Annotated in this window: 18 protein-coding genes; 13 read left to right on the forward strand and 5 right to left on the reverse strand. The window is 60.8% G+C overall.

Annotated elements, in window-relative coordinates:
* Window positions 1–88 precede the first annotated feature (88 nt).
* Window positions 89–343, forward strand: a complete 255-nt coding sequence (locus PVV54_RS05185; protein WP_008094993.1) for an FAD assembly factor SdhE — start codon at window positions 89–91, stop codon at window positions 341–343.
* Window positions 327–800, forward strand: a complete 474-nt coding sequence (locus tag PVV54_RS05190; protein WP_274908915.1) for a protein YgfX — start codon at window positions 327–329, stop codon at window positions 798–800. Before PVV54_RS05185 ends, PVV54_RS05190 begins: the two co-directional genes overlap by 17 nt.
* A gap of 35 nt (window positions 801–835) precedes the next feature.
* Here the strand turns inward: PVV54_RS05190 and nadB are convergent, their stop codons facing one another.
* Window positions 836–2,440, reverse strand: a complete 1,605-nt coding sequence (nadB, locus tag PVV54_RS05195; protein ID WP_274908916.1) for an L-aspartate oxidase — start codon at window positions 2,438–2,440, stop codon at window positions 836–838.
* Between the two features lie 435 nt (window positions 2,441–2,875).
* Between nadB and rpoE the strand changes: the two genes are divergently transcribed.
* The 10 genes from rpoE to pdxJ all read left to right on the forward strand — a co-directional run bounded on the left by rpoE (window position 2,876) and on the right by pdxJ (window position 12,848).
* Window positions 2,876–3,457 carry an RNA polymerase sigma factor RpoE gene (rpoE, locus tag PVV54_RS05200; protein WP_003252049.1) on the forward strand — a complete coding sequence of 194 codons (582 nt, stop codon included), beginning with the start codon at window positions 2,876–2,878 and terminating at the stop codon, window positions 3,455–3,457.
* Between the two features lie 31 nt (window positions 3,458–3,488).
* Window positions 3,489–4,079, forward strand: a complete 591-nt coding sequence (locus PVV54_RS05205) for a sigma-E factor negative regulatory protein (protein WP_274908917.1) — start codon at window positions 3,489–3,491, stop codon at window positions 4,077–4,079.
* Window positions 4,080–4,091: 12 nt separating this feature from the next.
* Window positions 4,092–5,057 carry a MucB/RseB C-terminal domain-containing protein gene (locus PVV54_RS05210; protein WP_274908918.1) on the forward strand — a complete coding sequence of 322 codons (966 nt, stop codon included), beginning with the start codon at window positions 4,092–4,094 and terminating at the stop codon, window positions 5,055–5,057.
* Between the two features lie 208 nt (window positions 5,058–5,265).
* Window positions 5,266–6,672 carry a DegQ family serine endoprotease gene (locus PVV54_RS05215; RefSeq protein ID WP_446731451.1) on the forward strand — a complete coding sequence of 469 codons (1,407 nt, stop codon included), beginning with the start codon at window positions 5,266–5,268 and terminating at the stop codon, window positions 6,670–6,672.
* A gap of 181 nt (window positions 6,673–6,853) precedes the next feature.
* Window positions 6,854–8,653, forward strand: coding sequence for a translation elongation factor 4 (lepA, locus tag PVV54_RS05220; RefSeq protein WP_079226743.1), 1,800 nt, complete (start codon window positions 6,854–6,856; stop codon window positions 8,651–8,653).
* Between the two features lie 5 nt (window positions 8,654–8,658).
* Window positions 8,659–9,513, forward strand: a complete 855-nt coding sequence (gene lepB, locus PVV54_RS05225; protein WP_274908920.1) for a signal peptidase I — start codon at window positions 8,659–8,661, stop codon at window positions 9,511–9,513.
* 161 nt (window positions 9,514–9,674) lie between these two features.
* Entirely contained in the window at window positions 9,675–10,364 is a 690-nt protein-coding gene (rnc, locus tag PVV54_RS05230) for a ribonuclease III (RefSeq protein ID WP_274908921.1), read from the forward strand.
* Window positions 10,357–11,259, forward strand: coding sequence for a GTPase Era (gene era / locus PVV54_RS05235; RefSeq protein WP_274908922.1), 903 nt, complete (start codon window positions 10,357–10,359; stop codon window positions 11,257–11,259). The genes rnc and era overlap by 8 nt, the downstream gene beginning before the upstream one ends.
* 121 nt (window positions 11,260–11,380) lie before the next feature.
* Window positions 11,381–12,064, forward strand: coding sequence for a DNA repair protein RecO (gene recO, locus PVV54_RS05240; RefSeq protein WP_274908923.1), 684 nt, complete (start codon window positions 11,381–11,383; stop codon window positions 12,062–12,064).
* A gap of 61 nt (window positions 12,065–12,125) precedes the next feature.
* Entirely contained in the window at window positions 12,126–12,848 is a 723-nt protein-coding gene (gene pdxJ / locus PVV54_RS05245) for a pyridoxine 5'-phosphate synthase (protein WP_218115272.1), read from the forward strand.
* Between the two features lie 47 nt (window positions 12,849–12,895).
* On the opposite strand, the gene PVV54_RS05250 is transcribed toward pdxJ, so the two are convergent.
* Both PVV54_RS05250 and PVV54_RS05255 read right to left on the reverse strand, forming a co-directional pair.
* Window positions 12,896–14,278 (reverse strand): heavy metal sensor histidine kinase, encoded by a 1,383-nt coding sequence (locus PVV54_RS05250; RefSeq protein ID WP_274908924.1) that lies wholly within the window; start codon window positions 14,276–14,278, stop codon window positions 12,896–12,898.
* Window positions 14,275–14,949, reverse strand: coding sequence for a heavy metal response regulator transcription factor (locus tag PVV54_RS05255; protein ID WP_274908925.1), 675 nt, complete (start codon window positions 14,947–14,949; stop codon window positions 14,275–14,277). The genes PVV54_RS05250 and PVV54_RS05255 overlap by 4 nt, the downstream gene beginning before the upstream one ends.
* A gap of 247 nt (window positions 14,950–15,196) precedes the next feature.
* Between PVV54_RS05255 and PVV54_RS05260 the strand changes: the two genes are divergently transcribed.
* Window positions 15,197–15,400, forward strand: coding sequence for a hypothetical protein (locus PVV54_RS05260; RefSeq protein ID WP_274908926.1), 204 nt, complete (start codon window positions 15,197–15,199; stop codon window positions 15,398–15,400).
* Window positions 15,401–15,470: 70 nt separating this feature from the next.
* Here the strand turns inward: PVV54_RS05260 and cmoB are convergent, their stop codons facing one another.
* On the reverse strand, window positions 15,471–16,427 hold the full coding sequence (cmoB, locus tag PVV54_RS05265; RefSeq protein ID WP_274908927.1) for a tRNA 5-methoxyuridine(34)/uridine 5-oxyacetic acid(34) synthase CmoB: 957 nt from the start codon (window positions 16,425–16,427) through the stop codon (window positions 15,471–15,473).
* Complete coding sequence (gene cmoA, locus PVV54_RS05270) at window positions 16,424–17,167, reverse strand: carboxy-S-adenosyl-L-methionine synthase CmoA (protein ID WP_274908928.1); 744 nt, start codon at window positions 17,165–17,167, stop codon at window positions 16,424–16,426. The genes cmoB and cmoA overlap by 4 nt, the downstream gene beginning before the upstream one ends.
* Window positions 17,168–17,203 lie beyond the last annotated feature (36 nt).

Genomic DNA, 17,203 nt, shown 5'->3' on the forward strand with positions numbered 1-17,203 from the left:
GTAACAAAATAGGTAGGTGACTAGACCAACGCCCGGTGTCGCGTGCCCGGTTGCGCGGTATACTGCGCGACCATTCGAGGAGGGCCCCATGGTCGAACAAACTGAACTCAACCGGCTTTTCTGGCATAGCCGCCGTGGCATGCTTGAGCTGGACGTGCTGCTGGTGCCATTCACTCAAGAGGTCTACCCGACCCTGAGCGAAGCCGACCGCGAACTGTATGTGCGCCTGCTGAGCTGCGAGGATCAGGACATGTTCGGCTGGTTCATGGAGCGCACCGAGTCCGAAGACCCGGAACTGCAGCGCATGGTCCGCATCATCCTGGACCGTGTCCAGCCCAAGTAATTGGTTCGAGTGCCGCTGGCAGGGGTCGCTACTCTTGCTGGCGTGCTACCTGATTGGCCAGGTGCTGGCGCTGGGTGCCATCTGGTTGAGTGATGTGCCCCAGTGGGTTGATCTGCCTGCCACACTTGGTTGTGTTGCCCACGCTTGGTGGGCAATTCCACGACGAATTCTACTGACGCATGCACAGGCCGTGACGGGCTTGCGCCGTGATGTGCTCGGCTGGCGAGTCTACAGCCGCGCGATGGGTTGGCAGCCGGTGCGGCTGTGCCGGGATAGCGTGGCCTTGCCGGTGCTTGTAGTACTACGCTTCAAGCGGGTGGGGTGCTGGTTCGGCGAGAGTCAATGTATCCCCCAGGATGCCCTTGGCATGGATGAGCATCGTCGGCTGCGCGTGCGGCTGAAGTTCAGCCGACGCAGGTTTGGCAGCGCTTCCACAGGGCGGGCCCCAGGCCTGTAGGAGCGGCTTCAGCCGCGATGCGGGCGTCGCCGAGTTCAGCCCGGACTGAGCACGGTATCTCGCGCCTCTGCCAGCATCCCTGGGTAATCCAGCGTGTAATGCAACCCGCGGCTCTCCTTGCGCTGCATTGCCGAACGAATCATCAACTCCGCCACTTGCGCCAGGTTACGCAGTTCGATCAGATCCCGGCTGACCTTGTAATTGCTGTAAAACTCGTCGATTTCGTCAAGCAACAGGCGGATACGGTGCTCGGCACGCTGCAAGCGCTTGCTGGTGCGCACGATGCCAACATAGTCCCACATGAAACGCCGCAGTTCGTCCCAGTTGTGCGCAATGATCACGTCTTCGTCCGAATCGGTGACCTGGCTGGCATCCCAGCCTGGCAAGGTGGTGGGCATGCTGACCCGGTCCAGATGTGCCTGGATGTCCGCCGCTGCGGCACGGCCATAAACGAAACATTCCAGCAGCGAGTTGCTGGCCATGCGGTTGGCACCGTGCAGGCCGGTGAAGCTGGTTTCGCCAATGGCGTACAGGCCCGGCACGTCGGTGTGCCCGCGATCGTCGACCATGACGCCACCACAGGTGTAATGGGCAGCTGGCACCACCGGGATTGGCTGGCGGGTAATGTCGATGCCGAATGTCAGGCACCGCTCGTAGACGGTCGGGAAATGGTTCTTTATGAAGTCTGCCGGCTTGTGCGTGATGTCCAGGTACACGCAATCAACGCCCAGTCGCTTCATTTCGTGGTCGATGGCGCGGGCCACGATGTCACGGGGTGCCAGCTCTTCTCGCGGGTCGAAGCGCGGCATGAAGCGCTCGCCGTTGGGCAGGCGCAGCAGTGCACCTTCACCGCGCAAGGCCTCGGTGATCAGGAAGCTTTTGGCCTGCGGGTGGTACAGGCAGGTAGGGTGGAACTGGTTGAATTCCAGATTCGCCACCCGGCAACCGGCGCGCCAGGCCATGGCAATGCCATCACCGCAAGCGCCATCGGGGTTGCTGGTATAGAGATAGACCTTGGCGGCGCCACCGGTGGCCAGCACGGTGAACCGGGCACCGTAGGTGTCTACCTCGCCGGTGTTTCGGTTCAGGACGTAGGCACCCAGGCAACGCTCCCCGTCAAGCCCCAGCCTGCGCTCGGTAATCAGGTCGACCGCCACGCGCTGTTCAAGCAGTTCGATGTTAGGGCGTTGGCGTGCCTGCGCCAGCAGTGTGGTGAAGATGGCTGCACCGGTGGCGTCAGCGGCATGGATGATGCGACGGTGGCTGTGGCCGCCCTCACGGGTGAGGTGAAACTCGAAGCCGCCGTCGTCGACGCTGTAATGCTCGTCACGCGTGAACGGTACGCCCTGTTCGATCAGCCACTCGATGGCCTCGCGGCTGTGCTCGACGGTGAAGCGCACGGCGTCTTCGTCGCACAGGCCACCACCGGCGTTAAGCGTGTCCTCGACATGGGACTGCACGGTATCGGTGTCGTCAAGCACGGCGGCAACACCGCCTTGGGCCCAATAGGTGGAACCGTTGGCCAGGTCACCCTTGCTCAGTACGGCAATGCGCAGGTGGCCGGGAAGGTTCAGTGCCAGGCTGAGACCGGCGGCGCCGCTGCCGATCACCAGGACATCATGTTGGAATTGTTGGCTCATGTCGGGACACTAGTAATCTTTGGAAGTGGCACGGCACAATAGTCACGCGCAGATGGCATTGTGAAACTATCGTGAATGCAGGCCGGGTTGCCTTTATAGCAGCCTGCGGTGGCCAATTTCCATGCCACATGTGATGCGGTGTAGCACTTGCGGGGAACTTTCCGTCATGGCCGGAAATCCTATGAAGGCTGCCCGCACGCCACCATTTGCCGCGGCGACGCAGGGCGGCAGCTCTATCCGGGCTGACACCTGCGTATTCGAAACCTGATTATTGATGCAGCGCGCCGTGACCGCGCCGTGTCTTTCCTGCAAGCCGACCAAGGGCTGCAGGAATCTTGCTTGGAGGGGAGAACTTTTGCGCAAAGCCCGAGTCTATGGTTGCAAGCCTGAACGATGGCTGTTGCAACGCTCCTTCGAGTTCACTGAGGAGTGTTCATGCTAACCCAGGAAGAGGATCAGCAGCTTGTAGAGCGCGTACAGCGCGGTGACAGGCGAGCGTTTGATCTGTTGGTGCTGAAGTATCAGCACAAGATTCTCGGGTTGATCGTGCGGTTCGTCCACGACACCCACGAGGCCCAGGATGTAGCGCAGGAAGCCTTTATCAAGGCCTATCGCGCGCTTGGCAATTTCCGCGGAGACAGTGCGTTTTATACCTGGCTGTACCGCATCGCCATCAACACGGCGAAGAACTACTTGGTGTCCCGTGGAAGACGGCCACCAGACAGCGATGTGAGCTCCGAGGACGCGGAGTTTTACGACGGCGATCATGGTCTCAAGGATCTCGAGTCCCCAGAGCGCTCGTTGTTGCGGGATGAAATCGAAGGCACTGTCCATCGCACCATCCAGCAACTGCCCGAAGATTTGCGCACGGCGTTGACCCTGCGTGAGTTCGACGGGTTGAGTTACGAGGACATTGCCAGTGTCATGCAATGCCCGGTGGGTACCGTGCGCTCTCGAATCTTCCGCGCTCGGGAGGCCATAGACAAAGCCCTGCAGCCGTTGTTGCAGGAAACCTGAGACAGCGGCGACAGCCAAGAGAGGAACCGCCATGAGTCGTGAAGCTTTGCAGGAATCGCTGTCCGCGGTAATGGACAACGAAGCGGACGAACTGGAATTGCGTCGGGTGTTGAACGCCGTCGACGATGCCGAAACCCGTGCTACCTGGTCGCGTTACCAGGTAGCTCGTGCAGCCATGCACAAGGAACTGCTGCTGCCCAAGCTGGACATCGCTTCGGCGGTCTCTGCAGCGCTGGCTGATGAAGCCGTGCCGGCCAAAACCAAGCAAGGCCCGTGGCGCAGCATTGGCCGCCTGGCCGTTGCCGCTTCGGTCACTGTAGCCGTGCTGGCCGGTGTACGCATGTACAACCAGGACGAGATCACGGGCGCCGAGCTGGCTGCTCAGCAACCGGCACAGCAAGGCCTGAGCATGCCACAAACTCAAGGCCCGGCTGTTTTGGCAGGCTATAGTGAAAGCAGTGAGCAACCGACCGGGCCGATGGCCAATGGCGTGCTGCAGAACCAGGCCGGCTGGGATCAGCGTCTGCCGGGTTATTTGCGCCAACACGCGCAGGAATCCGCGCTCAAGGGCACTGAAAGCGCCCTGCCGTATGCCCGCGCCGCCAGCCTGGAAAACCGCTAAGTAAGGAGGATCATGCGCGCGCTACCTCTCCTGTCGCTGCTTATTGGCAGCTTCATGACGGTGCCAGCATTGGCGGCCAATTCTTCGCCCGAGGCGAGCGAATGGCTGAACAAGCTGGCACAGGCCGAGCAAAAGCAGAGTTACCAGGGTTCTTTCGTTTACGAACGAAACGGCAGCTTTTCTTCCCACGACATCTGGCATCGTGTTCAGGACGGTAAAGTCAGCGAGCGGCTGTTGCAGCTCGATGGCGCCGCCCAGGAAATCGTGCGGGTGGACGGCAACGTGCAGTGCGTGAGTGGCGCCTTGGTCAGTGGTGTAGGCACCCCGCCCGACTCTGCTCCACGTGTGCTTGATCCCCTTAAACTGATGAGTTGGTACGACCTGCGCCTTGCAGGCAAGGCTCGGGTAGCCGGTCGCGACGCAGTGATCGTCACCCTTACGCCGCGGGACCAGCATCGATATGCATTCGAGCTGAATCTGGACCGTCAGACAGGCTTGCCACTGCGCTCGTTGATGCTCAACGACAAGGGCCAATTGCTGGAGCGGTTCCAGGTAACCCGCCTGGATACCGACCGACCACCTACCGACGAAGATCTTCAGCCAGGTACTGGCTGCAAGCCCGTTGAACATTTGGCCCGCACCGCTTCCGAAAGCGTTGCGGGTTGGCGCTCGGACTGGCTCCCGCCTGGCTTCGAGCTGATTAACAGTGCCGTGCGCCGCGACCCTGCACGAGACAGTACTGTCAGCAGCCTGATGTATGACGACGGTCTGGCCCGCTTCTCGGTGTTTCTGGAACCCGTCAAGGACAATTCCGGTGCAGATGTGCGCACCCAGCTTGGCCCTACCGTGGCTGTTTCGCGCCGCTTGAACACACCCAAAGGCAAGGTGTTGGTCACCGTCGTCGGTGAAATTCCGCTGGGCACCGCCGAGCGCATTGCGTTGTCAATGCGGCCCCAGGATGCCCAGGCGCGCCAGTGATGGCGCGCCTTTTCGGCCCGAAGCAAGGAAGACGGACATGCGGCTGAAATGAAATTAAAGCATTGTCATTTGCAATCCATCCGTAAATTTTTTATAGGTCAGACTTCTTGGAGCCTGGCCTTTCCTGCGTTTGCAGGGGGCCTTTCTAACTTACGCTCGTTGTGACGGGAGCCGTATGTCAATACCACGCTTGAAAACCTACCTATCGATGTTCGCCGCCGTGCTCATGCTTGGCCAGGTGCTTACGGCCCAAGCCCAGGAAGCCCTGCCGGACTTCACTACCCTGGTCGAGCAGGCCTCGCCGGCCGTGGTCAACATCAGTACCAAGCAGAAGCTGCCGGACCGTCGCATCGCCTCCGGGCAGATGCCGGACCTGGAAGGGCTACCGCCGATGTTCCGAGAGTTCTTCGAGCGTAATATCCCCCAGCAGCCGCGTTCGCCGCGCGGTGATCGTCAGCGCGAGGCCCAATCATTGGGCTCGGGCTTCATCATCTCCAGCGACGGCTATGTGTTGACCAACAACCACGTTGTTGCCGATGCCGACGAGATCATCGTCCGCCTGTCGGACCGCAGCGAGCTGCAGGCGAAGCTGGTCGGCACTGACCCGCGTACGGACGTGGCCCTGCTCAAAGTCGATGGCAAGAACCTGCCGACCGTCAAGCTGGGTGACTCCGAAAAACTCAAGGTCGGTGAGTGGGTGCTGGCTATCGGCTCGCCATTCGGCTTCGACCATTCGGTGACCAAAGGTATCGTCAGCGCCAAGGGTCGTACGCTGCCCAACGATACCTACGTGCCGTTCATCCAGACCGACGTGGCCATCAACCCGGGTAACTCCGGTGGCCCGCTGTTCAACATGAACGGTGAAGTGGTAGGCATCAACTCGCAGATCTTCACCCGTTCGGGCGGCTTCATGGGCCTGTCGTTCGCCATTCCGATCGATGTGGCCATCGACGTTTCCAACCAGTTGAAGAAGGACGGCAAAGTCAGCCGTGGCTGGCTGGGCGTGGTGATTCAGGAGGTCAACAAAGACCTGGCTGAGTCGTTTGGCCTCGACAAACCGGCTGGCGCTCTGGTGGCCCAGGTGCTGGAAGACGGCCCGGCAGCCAAAGGCGGCCTGCAAGTGGGTGACGTGATTCTGAGCATGAACGGCCAGCCGATCGTCATGTCCGCCGACTTGCCGCACCTGGTTGGTACCTTGAAAGATGGCCAGAAGGCCAAGTTGGAAATCATCCGTAACGGCAAGCGCCAGAACCTGGATATCACCGTAGGTGCCATGCCGGACGACGACGCCGACATCGCTGCTGGCACCGGTGCCGATGGCAGTGCCGAGCGCAGCAGCAACCGTCTGGGTGTGTCGGTGTCTGACTTGACCGCCGAGCAGAAAAAGACGCTGGAGCTCAAGGGCGGCGTGGTCATCAAGGAAGTCCAGGACGGCCCGGCAGCCATGATTGGCCTGCGTCCGGGTGACGTGATCAGCCACCTGAACAACCAGGCCATCGCTTCGGCCAAGCAGTTCACCGAAATTGCCAAGGAATTGCCGAAAAATCGTTCGGTGTCGATGCGTGTGTTGCGTCAGGGGCGTGCGAGCTTCATTACCTTCAAACTGGCTGAATAAGCCGTTTCGCAGGTAGCAAAGGGCAGCTTCGGCTGCCCTTTTTCATGAAAGTTCACAATTGAAAGCGCGATAGATGTGTACAGTCCGATAGAGGAATCTCCCATATCCCAGCAGCTTAAGGTACAATTCCCGGCTATTTTTCGGCGGGCGTCCGGCTCGCAGCCTTTTCGAGTGTTGACCCGTGAGTGATTTGAGTCATATCCGCAATTTCTCCATCATCGCCCACATCGACCATGGCAAGTCGACGCTGGCCGATCGCTTCATCCAGATGTGCGGTGGCCTGTCGGCACGCGAAATGGAAGCTCAGGTGCTGGACTCCATGGATCTGGAGCGTGAGCGCGGTATCACCATCAAGGCCCACAGCGTCACGCTCAATTACAAGGCGCAAGACGGCAAGGTCTACCAGCTGAATTTCATCGATACCCCCGGCCACGTGGACTTCACCTATGAAGTTTCCCGCTCGCTGGCGGCCTGCGAGGGTGCGCTGCTGGTAGTGGATGCGGGGCAGGGCGTTGAAGCCCAGTCCGTGGCCAACTGCTACACCGCCATCGAGCAGGGCCTGGAGGTCATGCCAGTCCTGAACAAGATGGACCTGCCCCAGGCCGACCCGGACCGCGTCAAGGACGAGATCGAGAAGATCATCGGCATCGACGCCACTGATGCCGTTGCTTGCAGCGCCAAGAGCGGTATGGGCGTGGACGAGGTGCTGGAGCGCCTGGTGCAAACCATCCCTGCACCTGAGGGTGATATCGAAGCGCCACTGCAAGCGCTGATCATCGACTCCTGGTTCGACAACTACCTGGGTGTTGTCTCCCTGGTGCGCGTGCGCCATGGCCGCGTGAAGAAGGGCGACAAGATCCTGGTCAAGTCCACCGGCAAGGTGCATTTGGTCGACAGCGTCGGTGTCTTCACGCCGAAACACACCCAAACCGCCGACCTCAAGGCCGGTGAAGTGGGCTTCATCATTGCCAGCATCAAGGACATTCACGGTGCACCGGTCGGTGACACCCTGACTTTGTCCACGACCCCTGAAGTGGAAGTGCTGCCAGGCTTCAAGAAGATCCAGCCGCAGGTTTATGCGGGCCTGTTCCCGGTCAGTTCCGACGATTTCGAGGACTTCCGTGACGCCCTGCAGAAACTGACCCTGAACGACTCGTCGCTGCAATACATGCCGGAAAGCTCCGATGCACTGGGCTTTGGCTTCCGTTGCGGCTTCCTCGGCATGCTGCACATGGAGATCATCCAGGAGCGCCTGGAGCGCGAGTACGACCTGGACCTGATCACCACCGCGCCAAGCGTGATTTACGAGCTGGAGCTGAAAACCGGCGAAACCATCGTTGTCGACAACCCGTCGAAGCTGCCGGACGTTTCGGCCGTTGCCGACTTCCGCGAGCCGATCGTCACCGCGACCATCCTGGTACCGCAGGAGCACCTGGGTAACGTCATCACCCTGTGCATCGAGAAACGTGGCGTACAGCGTGACATGCAGTTCCTGGGCAGCCAGGTGCAGGTGCGTTACGACATGCCGATGAACGAAGTGGTACTGGACTTCTTCGACCGCCTGAAATCCACGAGCCGCGGTTATGCGTCGCTGGACTATCATTTCGATCGCTACCAGTCTGCCAACCTGGTCAAACTGGATGTACTGATCAACGGCGACAAGGTCGATGCCCTGGCATTGATCGTGCATCGCGACAATGCGGCCTATAAAGGCCGTGCGTTGACTGAGAAGATGAAAGAACTGATCCCCCGGCAGATGTTCGACGTAGCGATCCAGGCAGCCATTGGCGGCCAGATCATTGCGCGCACAACCGTCAAGGCGCTCAGAAAGAACGTACTGGCCAAGTGTTACGGTGGTGACGTCAGCCGTAAGAAGAAGCTGCTGGAGAAGCAGAAGGCCGGTAAGAAACGCATGAAACAGGTTGGTAACGTGGAGATTCCACAAGAAGCCTTCCTCGCCGTGCTCAGGTTGGATAGCTAGGTCCTATGTCGCTAAATTTCCCGCTGTTGCTAGTCATCGCTGTAGCCGTCTGCGGCCTGTTGGGCTTGATCGACCTGCTGTTCCTGGCGCCACGCCGGCGGGCAGCGGTCGCCAACTATCAAGGCAGTGTCACGCAGCCAGAAGTGGCCGTTGTCGAGCGCCTGAGCAAAGAGCCGCTGCTGGTGGAATACGGCAAGTCGTTCTTTCCGGTGCTGTTCATCGTGCTGGTGCTGCGCTCGTTTCTGGTTGAGCCGTTTCAGATTCCTTCGGGGTCGATGAAGCCGACGCTGGAAGTAGGCGACTTCATCCTGGTGAACAAGTTCTCCTACGGCATTCGCCTGCCGGTGATCGACAAGAAAGTCATCGAGGTCGGTGACCCGCAGCGCGGCGATGTAATGGTGTTCCGCTACCCGAGCGACCCGAACGTCAACTACATCAAGCGTGTGGTTGGCCTGCCGGGCGACCAGATCCGATACACCAGCGACAAGCGGCTGTTCGTCAACGGCCAGCCAATTGCCGAACAGCTGGTCGGTGCCGAGCCGGGTACCTTGGGCAGCGCTGAGCTGTACAAGGAAAAGCTCGGCGAAGCCGAGCACCTGATCCGCAAGGAAATGACCCGTTATCGCATGCCCCCGGACCAGCAATGGACGGTACCCGCCGGCCATTACTTCATGATGGGCGACAACCGCGACAACTCCAACGACAGCCGTTACTGGGATGACCCTAACATTCCCAAGGAACTGCACGGCATGGTTCCGGACCGGAACATCGTCGGCAAGGCCTTTGCGGTGTGGATGAGCTGGCCAGAGCCCAAACTCAGCCACCTGCCCAACCTGTCGCGGGTCGGCCTGATCCATTGATACCCATCGGCGCTGTCCTGCAGACAGCGCCGAATGCATTTCTGACATAGGCTGTGTTCTCAGGGATCGAGAGATTCGCCGCTCACCGCGACGGACCACAGCCAAACAGTCTTTCAGGATGTTGATTTGAACAACGCGTTTAGAAAACCACGGGTGGCTGCATGAGTGCTTCCCTTGCCCGCCTCGAGCGCAAGCTCGGCTACACCTTCAAGGATCAGGACCAGATGCTGCTGGCCCTGACCCACCGCAGCTATGCCGGGCGCAACAACGAGCGCCTGGAGTTTCTGGGTGACTCCATTCTCAATTTCGTGGCCGCAGAGGCGCTGTTCGAGCGTTTTCCGCAGGCCCGCGAAGGCCAGCTGTCGCGCCTGCGCGCCCGTTTGGTAAAAGGGGAAACCCTGGCCCGTCTGGCCCGTGGCTTTGACTTGGGCGAGTACCTGCGCCTGGGTTCTGGCGAACTCAAGAGCGGCGGCTTTCGCCGCGAGTCGATCCTGGCCGATGCGCTGGAAGCCCTGATCGGTGCCATCTACCTGGATGCCGACATGGAAACCGCGCGCGAGCGCATCCTGGCCTGGCTGACCGATGAATTCGACAGCCTGACCTTGGTCGACACCAATAAAGACCCGAAAACCCGCCTGCAGGAGTTTCTGCAGTCGCGTAGCTGCGAGCTGCCACGTTACGAGGTGGTGGATATCCAGGGCGAACCGCACTGCCGTACCTTCTTCGTCGAATGTGAAGTGGTGCTGCTGAACAACAAGAGCCGTGGCCAGGGCGTGAGCCGGCGTATTGCCGAGCAAGTCGCTGCCGCCGCTGCATTGATCGCCCTGGGCGTGGAGAATGGCAATGACTGATATCAACCCGACCCGTTGCGGCTATGTGGCCATCGTCGGCCGCCCCAACGTGGGCAAGTCGACCCTGCTGAACCACATTCTGGGTCAAAAGCTTGCGATCACTTCGCGCAAGCCGCAAACCACCCGCCACAACATGCTCGGCATCAAGACCGAGGGTGATGTGCAGGCGATCTACGTCGATACGCCCGGCATGCACAAGGCCAACGACAAGGCGCTGAACCGTTACATGAACCGTAACGCGTCGGCTGCGCTCAAAGACGTCGACGTGGTCATTTTCGTGGTCGACCGTACCCGCTGGACCGATGAGGACCAACTGGTGCTGGAGCGCGTGCAGTATGTGACCGGCCCGCTGATCATCGCGGTCAACAAGACCGACCGCATGGAAGAGAAGGCTGAGCTGATCCCACATCTGCAGTGGTTGCAGGAACAATTGCCAAACGCTGAAGTGATGCCGATTTCGGCGCAGCAGGGGCACAACCTCGAGGCGCTGGAAGCCCAGATCGCCAAGCACCTGCCGGAGAATGATCACTTCTTCCCGGAAGACCAGATCACCGACCGCAGCAGCCGCTTCCTGGCAGCCGAACTGGTACGCGAGAAGATCATGCGCCAGTTGGGTGCGGAGCTGCCGTACCAGATCACCGTCGAAATCGAAGAGTTCAAGCAGCAAGGCCATGTGTTGCACATCCATGCGCTGATCCTGGTTGAGCGTGACGGCCAGAAGAAGATCATCATTGGTGACAAGGGCGAGCGTATCAAGCGCATCGGCTCCGAAGCGCGCAAGGACATGGAAGTGCTGTTTGATGCCAAAGTGATGCTCAACCTTTGGGTGAAAGTGAAAGGCGGCTGGTCCGACGACGAGCGCGCCCTGCGTTCGCTGGGTTACGGCGACCTGTAAGCCCCGAGCAATCGGCTTATCCTGTGGGAGCGGGTTTACCCGCGAATGCGATGGTGGATTTACCGCCGCATTCGCGGGTAAACCCGCTCCCACAGTTGTTTGTGAAGCATAGAGATCTCATATGGATCAACCCTCCCCCCTGCCGGCCTACGTCCTGCACAGCCGCCCCTACAAGGAGACCAGCGCGCTGGTGGACTTGTTCACGCCCCAGGGCCGCCTGCGGGCGGTGCTGCGCCGTGCGCGCGGTAAGGGTGGCAGCCTGGTGCGGCCATTTGCGCCGCTGGAAGTGGAACTGTTCGGCAAGGGTGAACTTAAAAACGTCAGGCGCCTGGACACCGTCGGCATCGCCGCCTGGCTGCATGGCGACGCGCTGTTCAGTGGCCTCTACCTCAACGAATTGCTGATGCGCCTGCTGCCCGCCGAGGCACCGCAGCCCGAGCTGTTCGAGCATTACGCCCTGACCCTGCAGGCGCTGGCTGGCGGACGACCACTTGAGCCTTTGCTGCGCTCGTTCGAGTGGCGGTTGCTGGAAGACCTGGGCTACACCTTTTCGCTCGACCATGACGTCAACGACTATCCGGTCGAAGCCGACGGCCTGTACCGCCTGCGGGTCGATGCGGGCCTCGAGCGCGTATACCTGGCCCAACCCGGCCTTTTCAACGGCACCGAGCTGCTGGCACTGGCCCAGGCCGACTGGGAAGCGCCCGGGGCGTTGTTGGCAGCCAAGCGCCTGATGCGTCAGGCATTGGCGGTACATTTGGGGACAAAACCCTTGGTCAGCCGGGAACTGTTTCGCAAGCGTTGATCACGACGTATGCTGTGGGGCTAAATCTTCAGGAGAGCCTTTCGTGACTCACAGCAACCGCATGCTTCTCGGCGTCAACATCGACCACGTGGCGACTCTGCGTCAGGCTCGGGGTACACGCTATCCGGACCCGGTCAAAGCCGCGCTGGACGCAGAGGAAGCGGGTGCCGACGGCATCACCGTGCACCTGCGTGAAGACCGCCGTCATATCCAGGAACGCGATGTACTGCTGCTCAAGGATGTGCTGCAAACCCGCATGAACTTCGAAATGGGCGTCACTGAAGAGATGATGGCCTTTGCCGAGAAAATCCGCCCGGCGCATATCTGCCTGGTGCCTGAAACCCGCCAGGAACTGACCACTGAAGGTGGCCTGGACGTGGCTGGCCAGGAAGCGCGTATCAAGGCGGCAGTCGAGCGTCTGGCACGTACCGGTGCCGAAGTATCGCTGTTCATCGATGCCGATGAGCGGCAGATCGAAGCTTCGCGCCGCGTGGGTGCGCCCGCCATCGAACTGCACACTGGCCGTTATGCCGATGCCGAAACCCCGACCGAGGTGGCTGAAGAACTCAAGCGCATCGTTGACGGTGTCGCATTTGGCGTTGGCCAAGGCCTGATCGTCAATGCTGGCCATGGCCTGCACTATCACAACGTCGAGGCAGTGGCGGCGATCAAGGGCATCAACGAGCTGAACATTGGCCATGCGTTGGTGGCCCACGCCTTGTTCGTCGGCTTCAAGGCGGCGGTGGCGGAGATGAAGGCGCTGATCGTGGCAGCTTCGCGCTGATTGTTCGATTGCCTGTACCGGCCCTTTCGCGGGTACAGGCAGCCTCTTCACTCTGCTCGAAATACCAAGGTGAACCGGGTCGGCCCTGAAGGGCTGCTGCTCACCTCGACCCTCCCCCCATGCAACTGCATGATTGACTTGACGATCGCCAGCCCTAATCCGGTCCCGCCTTCCAGCCGCGAACGCCCGGACCCCACCCGGTAGAAGCGCTCGAACAATTGCGGCCAATGTTCCTCGGCAATTCCTGGCCCCTGATTTTCCACCCACATCAGCGCCTCGCTGCCGCGGCGTTCGACGCCCAACTGCACCGGCATTCCCTGCGGCCCATGGCGAATGGCATTACTCAGCAGGTTCGACAGCGCCCGCTGAAACATCAAGCGATCTGCCAGCGCTGTTCCCCAGCCTTGTATGCGCAATTCGATGGCCTTCAGTTCGGCGCTAAAGCCAAACAGCTCCAGCACCTGCCCGGCCTCGTCGGCCAGCGCCAGCGGCTTGAACCCAACTTGCACCTGCGGCTGGCTGACCTGGGCGAGAAACAGCATGTCATTGATGATGCGGTTGAGCCGGGTAAGTTCTTCGATGCTGTCTTCCAATACTTCCCTGTAGTTTTCACTGTCGCGCTCGCGGGCAAGGGTGACCTGTGCCTTGCCCATCAAGTTGCTCAACGGTGTGCGAAGCTCGTGGGCGAGGTCGTCGGAAAATTGCGACAGCTGCTGCACTCCTTGGTCCAGCCGGTCGAGCATGACATTGATGCTGCCCGCCAACTCGGCCAGCTCCAACGGCAGCCCGGTGGCGGGTAAGCGGTGCTGCAAATCCTGGGCTGAAACGCGCCCGGCAATACGCCGAAAGTGGCGCAGCGGTTTAAGGCCACGCTGCATCAGCCACCAGGCTCCCGCACCGATCAATATCAGCAGCAACGGCAAGGCCAGCAGGGTCGAATGCAGGTAAGCCTGGAGTAAATCGTTGTCATCCGCGCGGTTAAGCGACATCGCCACCCGCACCGGCGTGTCATCGCGCAGACGCATCACCCTCGTCACAGTCAGTATCTGGTTGCCTGTGCTGTCGCGCCACTCATGGTAAGTCAGCCGTATTTCGGCAGGAAACTCGCCCACACGTGACTCCAGTGCCGGGCCGAGGCTCAGAAGGTGAGGGTGCCGCCCATCCAGTGCCAGCACGCTGAGGCTGAGGTTGTCATGGCCCATGACCAGGTCGAGCAGCGGGTGGGCGCGGGTGCCGAGGTCTTCGCTGCGCAGGTCTACCCGAAGGTTGTGCTCCACCTGCAGCATCTTGCGCGCGAGGTCCTTGCGGGCGCGGCTATCAAGCTCGTGATCGAGCGCGAACACGGCCAGGCAGGCCAACAGCAACACCAGTGCTGCGCCCATCAGGGTTACACCCAGGCCCAGGCGCAGAGACAGGCTGGCCTGTTTCAAGGGCGTGCCTCCAGCACATAGCCAACCCCACGCAGGGTGTGGATCAGTTTGTCTACGAACGGGTCGTCAATTTTTGCCCTGAGGCGGCGAATCGACACTTCGACCACATTGGTGTCGCAGTCGAAATTCATGTCCCACACCAGCGAGATGATCTGGGTACGCGAAAGCACTTCGCCGCTCTGGCGCATCAGTAGATGCAGCAGCGCGAACTCCTTGGCTGTGAGATCGATCCGTTGCCCGGCGCGGTAGGCCCGGTGGCGGCCAGGGTCCAGTTCAAGGTCGGCAACGCGCAGGGTGCTGGGCTGCAATTGTTGATCGTTACGCCGCAGCAGGGTGCGAATACGCGCCAACAGTTCAGGAAACTCGAAGGGCTTGAGCAGGTAATCGTCTGCCCCCAGGTCCAGCCCCTTGACCCGGTCTGCCAGGCGGCCGTGGGCGGTGAGCATCATGATGCGGGTAGCCGAGTCGCTGCGCAGCCGCTGCAGGACTGTCCAGCCATCAAGCTCCGGGAGGTTGACGTCGAGAATGATCAAGTCGTAAGGCTGTTGGCGGGCCAGGTGCAGGCCATCGGTGCCGGTGTGGGCGCAGTCCACCACGTAGCCGTTTTCGCGCAGGCCTTGTTGCAGGTAATCGGCGGTGCGCAGTTCGTCTTCGATGATCAGCAGGCGCATAACAGGCTCGTGAGGTGATAGGGAGGGCGATTGTTGACCCTGAAGTGGGATCAGGGTCAACGGGCGGGATGTTACGGCATGAGAGTGCTTGGGTTGGGTAGATAACGGAATTGTAATGTTGACGTTATGTGGCCGGCTGTTTCGGCGTTTGCGGCACATTGCAAGACTGTAATGCCCACCTCACCTTCGTGTTAGCTGACCCTCGATACGATGGCCCTGTCAGATCGGTTATCACGAGGCAAACACGATGAAACTGAGCAACTACCTGCTGCTGGCCACCTTGGCCTTGAGCAGTGCCGGCGCCTATGCCGAAGGCGGGGCCGAGCGCGCGCAGCAGTTTTGGGAGGCTTTCCGCCAGGACCAGCAGCGCCTGCATGGTGACAAGCAGCAAGCGATCGCAGAGCGCGAGCGCAAAGTGCAGGAAGTTGCCCGCGAGGTGGCCAAGGATTAAGGCAGCAGCCCTTGCGTTGCGACAGCTCCTCAACGCAAGTGTGACTTCGGCGCCCCGAGGGGCGCCTTTTTTACTTGCGAGCCAGCAGCGTGGCGCGGCGTGGCGCGGGCAGGCCCTCGACGGTTTTGCTGTGGTCGTTCGGGTCGAGGAAATCGCCCAGCGACTGGTAGCGCATCCACTCTGTACTGCGCTGCTCCTCGACGCTGGTCACGCTGACGTCCACACAGCGCACATCACTGAAGCCGGCCCGGCGCAGCCAGCGCTCCAGCGCCGGGACCGAAGGCAGGTACCAAACATTACGCATTTGCGCATAACGGTCTTCTGGCACCAGCACATGCTGCTCGTCACCTTCGATAACCAATGTCTCCAATACCAGTTCGCCACCTTTCACCAGGCAGTCTTTGAGCGCCAGCAGGTGCTCGATCGGCGAGCGGCGATGGTAGAACACGCCCATGGAGAAGACGGTATCGAACCCTTCCAGGTTGGCCGGCAAGTCTTCCAGCGCGAACGGCAGGTGCCAGGCAGGCAGGTCGGGCAGGTATTGTTGCACTGCCTGGAACTGGCAGAAGAACAGCCAGTTGGGGTCTACGCCGATGACCATGTCGGCCCCGGCCCCAAGCATGCGCCACTGGTAATAGCCGTTGCCGCAACCCACATCCAGCACTCGCTTGCCCTTGAGGTCCAGGTGCGGACCGACGCGTGACCACTTCCAGTCCGAGCGCCATTCGGTGTCCACGTGTACGCCAAACAGGTCGAATGGCCCTTTGCGCCACGGCGAAAGCCCCATCAGCGCCTGGCGTACTTGCGCGCGCGTGGCGTCGTCGCAGTCGCAATCAAGGCGTAGGCCTTCTTTGAGGTCGATTTCGGTCGGCTGCAGGGCCGGCAGTGCGTCCAGTGCACCGCGCCAGCGATCCAGGTCGCCATGGCCTTTTTCCAGTTTGGCATCCAGTTGCGCTTGCAGGCCTTGCGACCAGGAAGCCAGCGGCGTGCCCGCCAGGCGGCGGGTGAGGGGGGACAAATCGATCATGGCAGGGCTATCAGCGAGGCGAAATTAAGGCATTGGAACCACGGCACCACCTTGGAGAAGCCCGCGGCGTGCAGACGTTCGGTGTGGGCTTCGAGGGTGTCCGGTTTCATGACGTTTTCTATGGCACTGCGCTTCTGGGCGATTTCCAGTTCGCTGTAGCCATTGGCGCGTTTGAAGTCCAGGTGCAGCTCGTTGAGCAGGGCTTGCTGATCGTCATCGGCAAAGCGCAGTTTTTCCGAGAGGATCAGCGCGCCGCCCGGTAGCAAGGCTTGATGGATACGGGCGAGCAACGCCTGGCGCTGGTCAGGTGCGATGAACTGCAGGGTGAAGTTCATCGCCACTACCGAGGCTGGCTCAAGGGGCAGGGCAAGAATATCGGCCTCCAGCACTTGCACGGGCAGCAGTTCCTGGAACATCGAATCCTGTGCGGTCAGGTACTGGCGGCAGCGTTCGACCATCGCCGCGGAGTTGTCTACAGCGATGACCCGGCAACCGTCGCTGCGCACATGGCGGCGCAGCGACTGCGTCACTGCACCGAGCGAGGCGCCCAGGTCGTACAGTGCTGTATGCGGCTGGGCAAAGCGGGCTGCGAGCACGCCCAGATTTTCCACGATGGTGGGGTAACCCGGCACCGAGCGCTTGATCATGTCCGGGAACACGCGCACCACGTCTTCGTTGAAGGCGAAGTCGGGCACTTGCTCCAGGGGTTGAGAGAAAAGGCGGTCAGGGGATTGGGTCACAGGAGGCTCAGCAGACACTGTCGAAGGCCGTCATTC

The organism is Pseudomonas sp. PSKL.D1, from assembly GCF_028898945.1.
Classification (GTDB): Bacteria; Pseudomonadota; Gammaproteobacteria; order Pseudomonadales; family Pseudomonadaceae; genus Aquipseudomonas.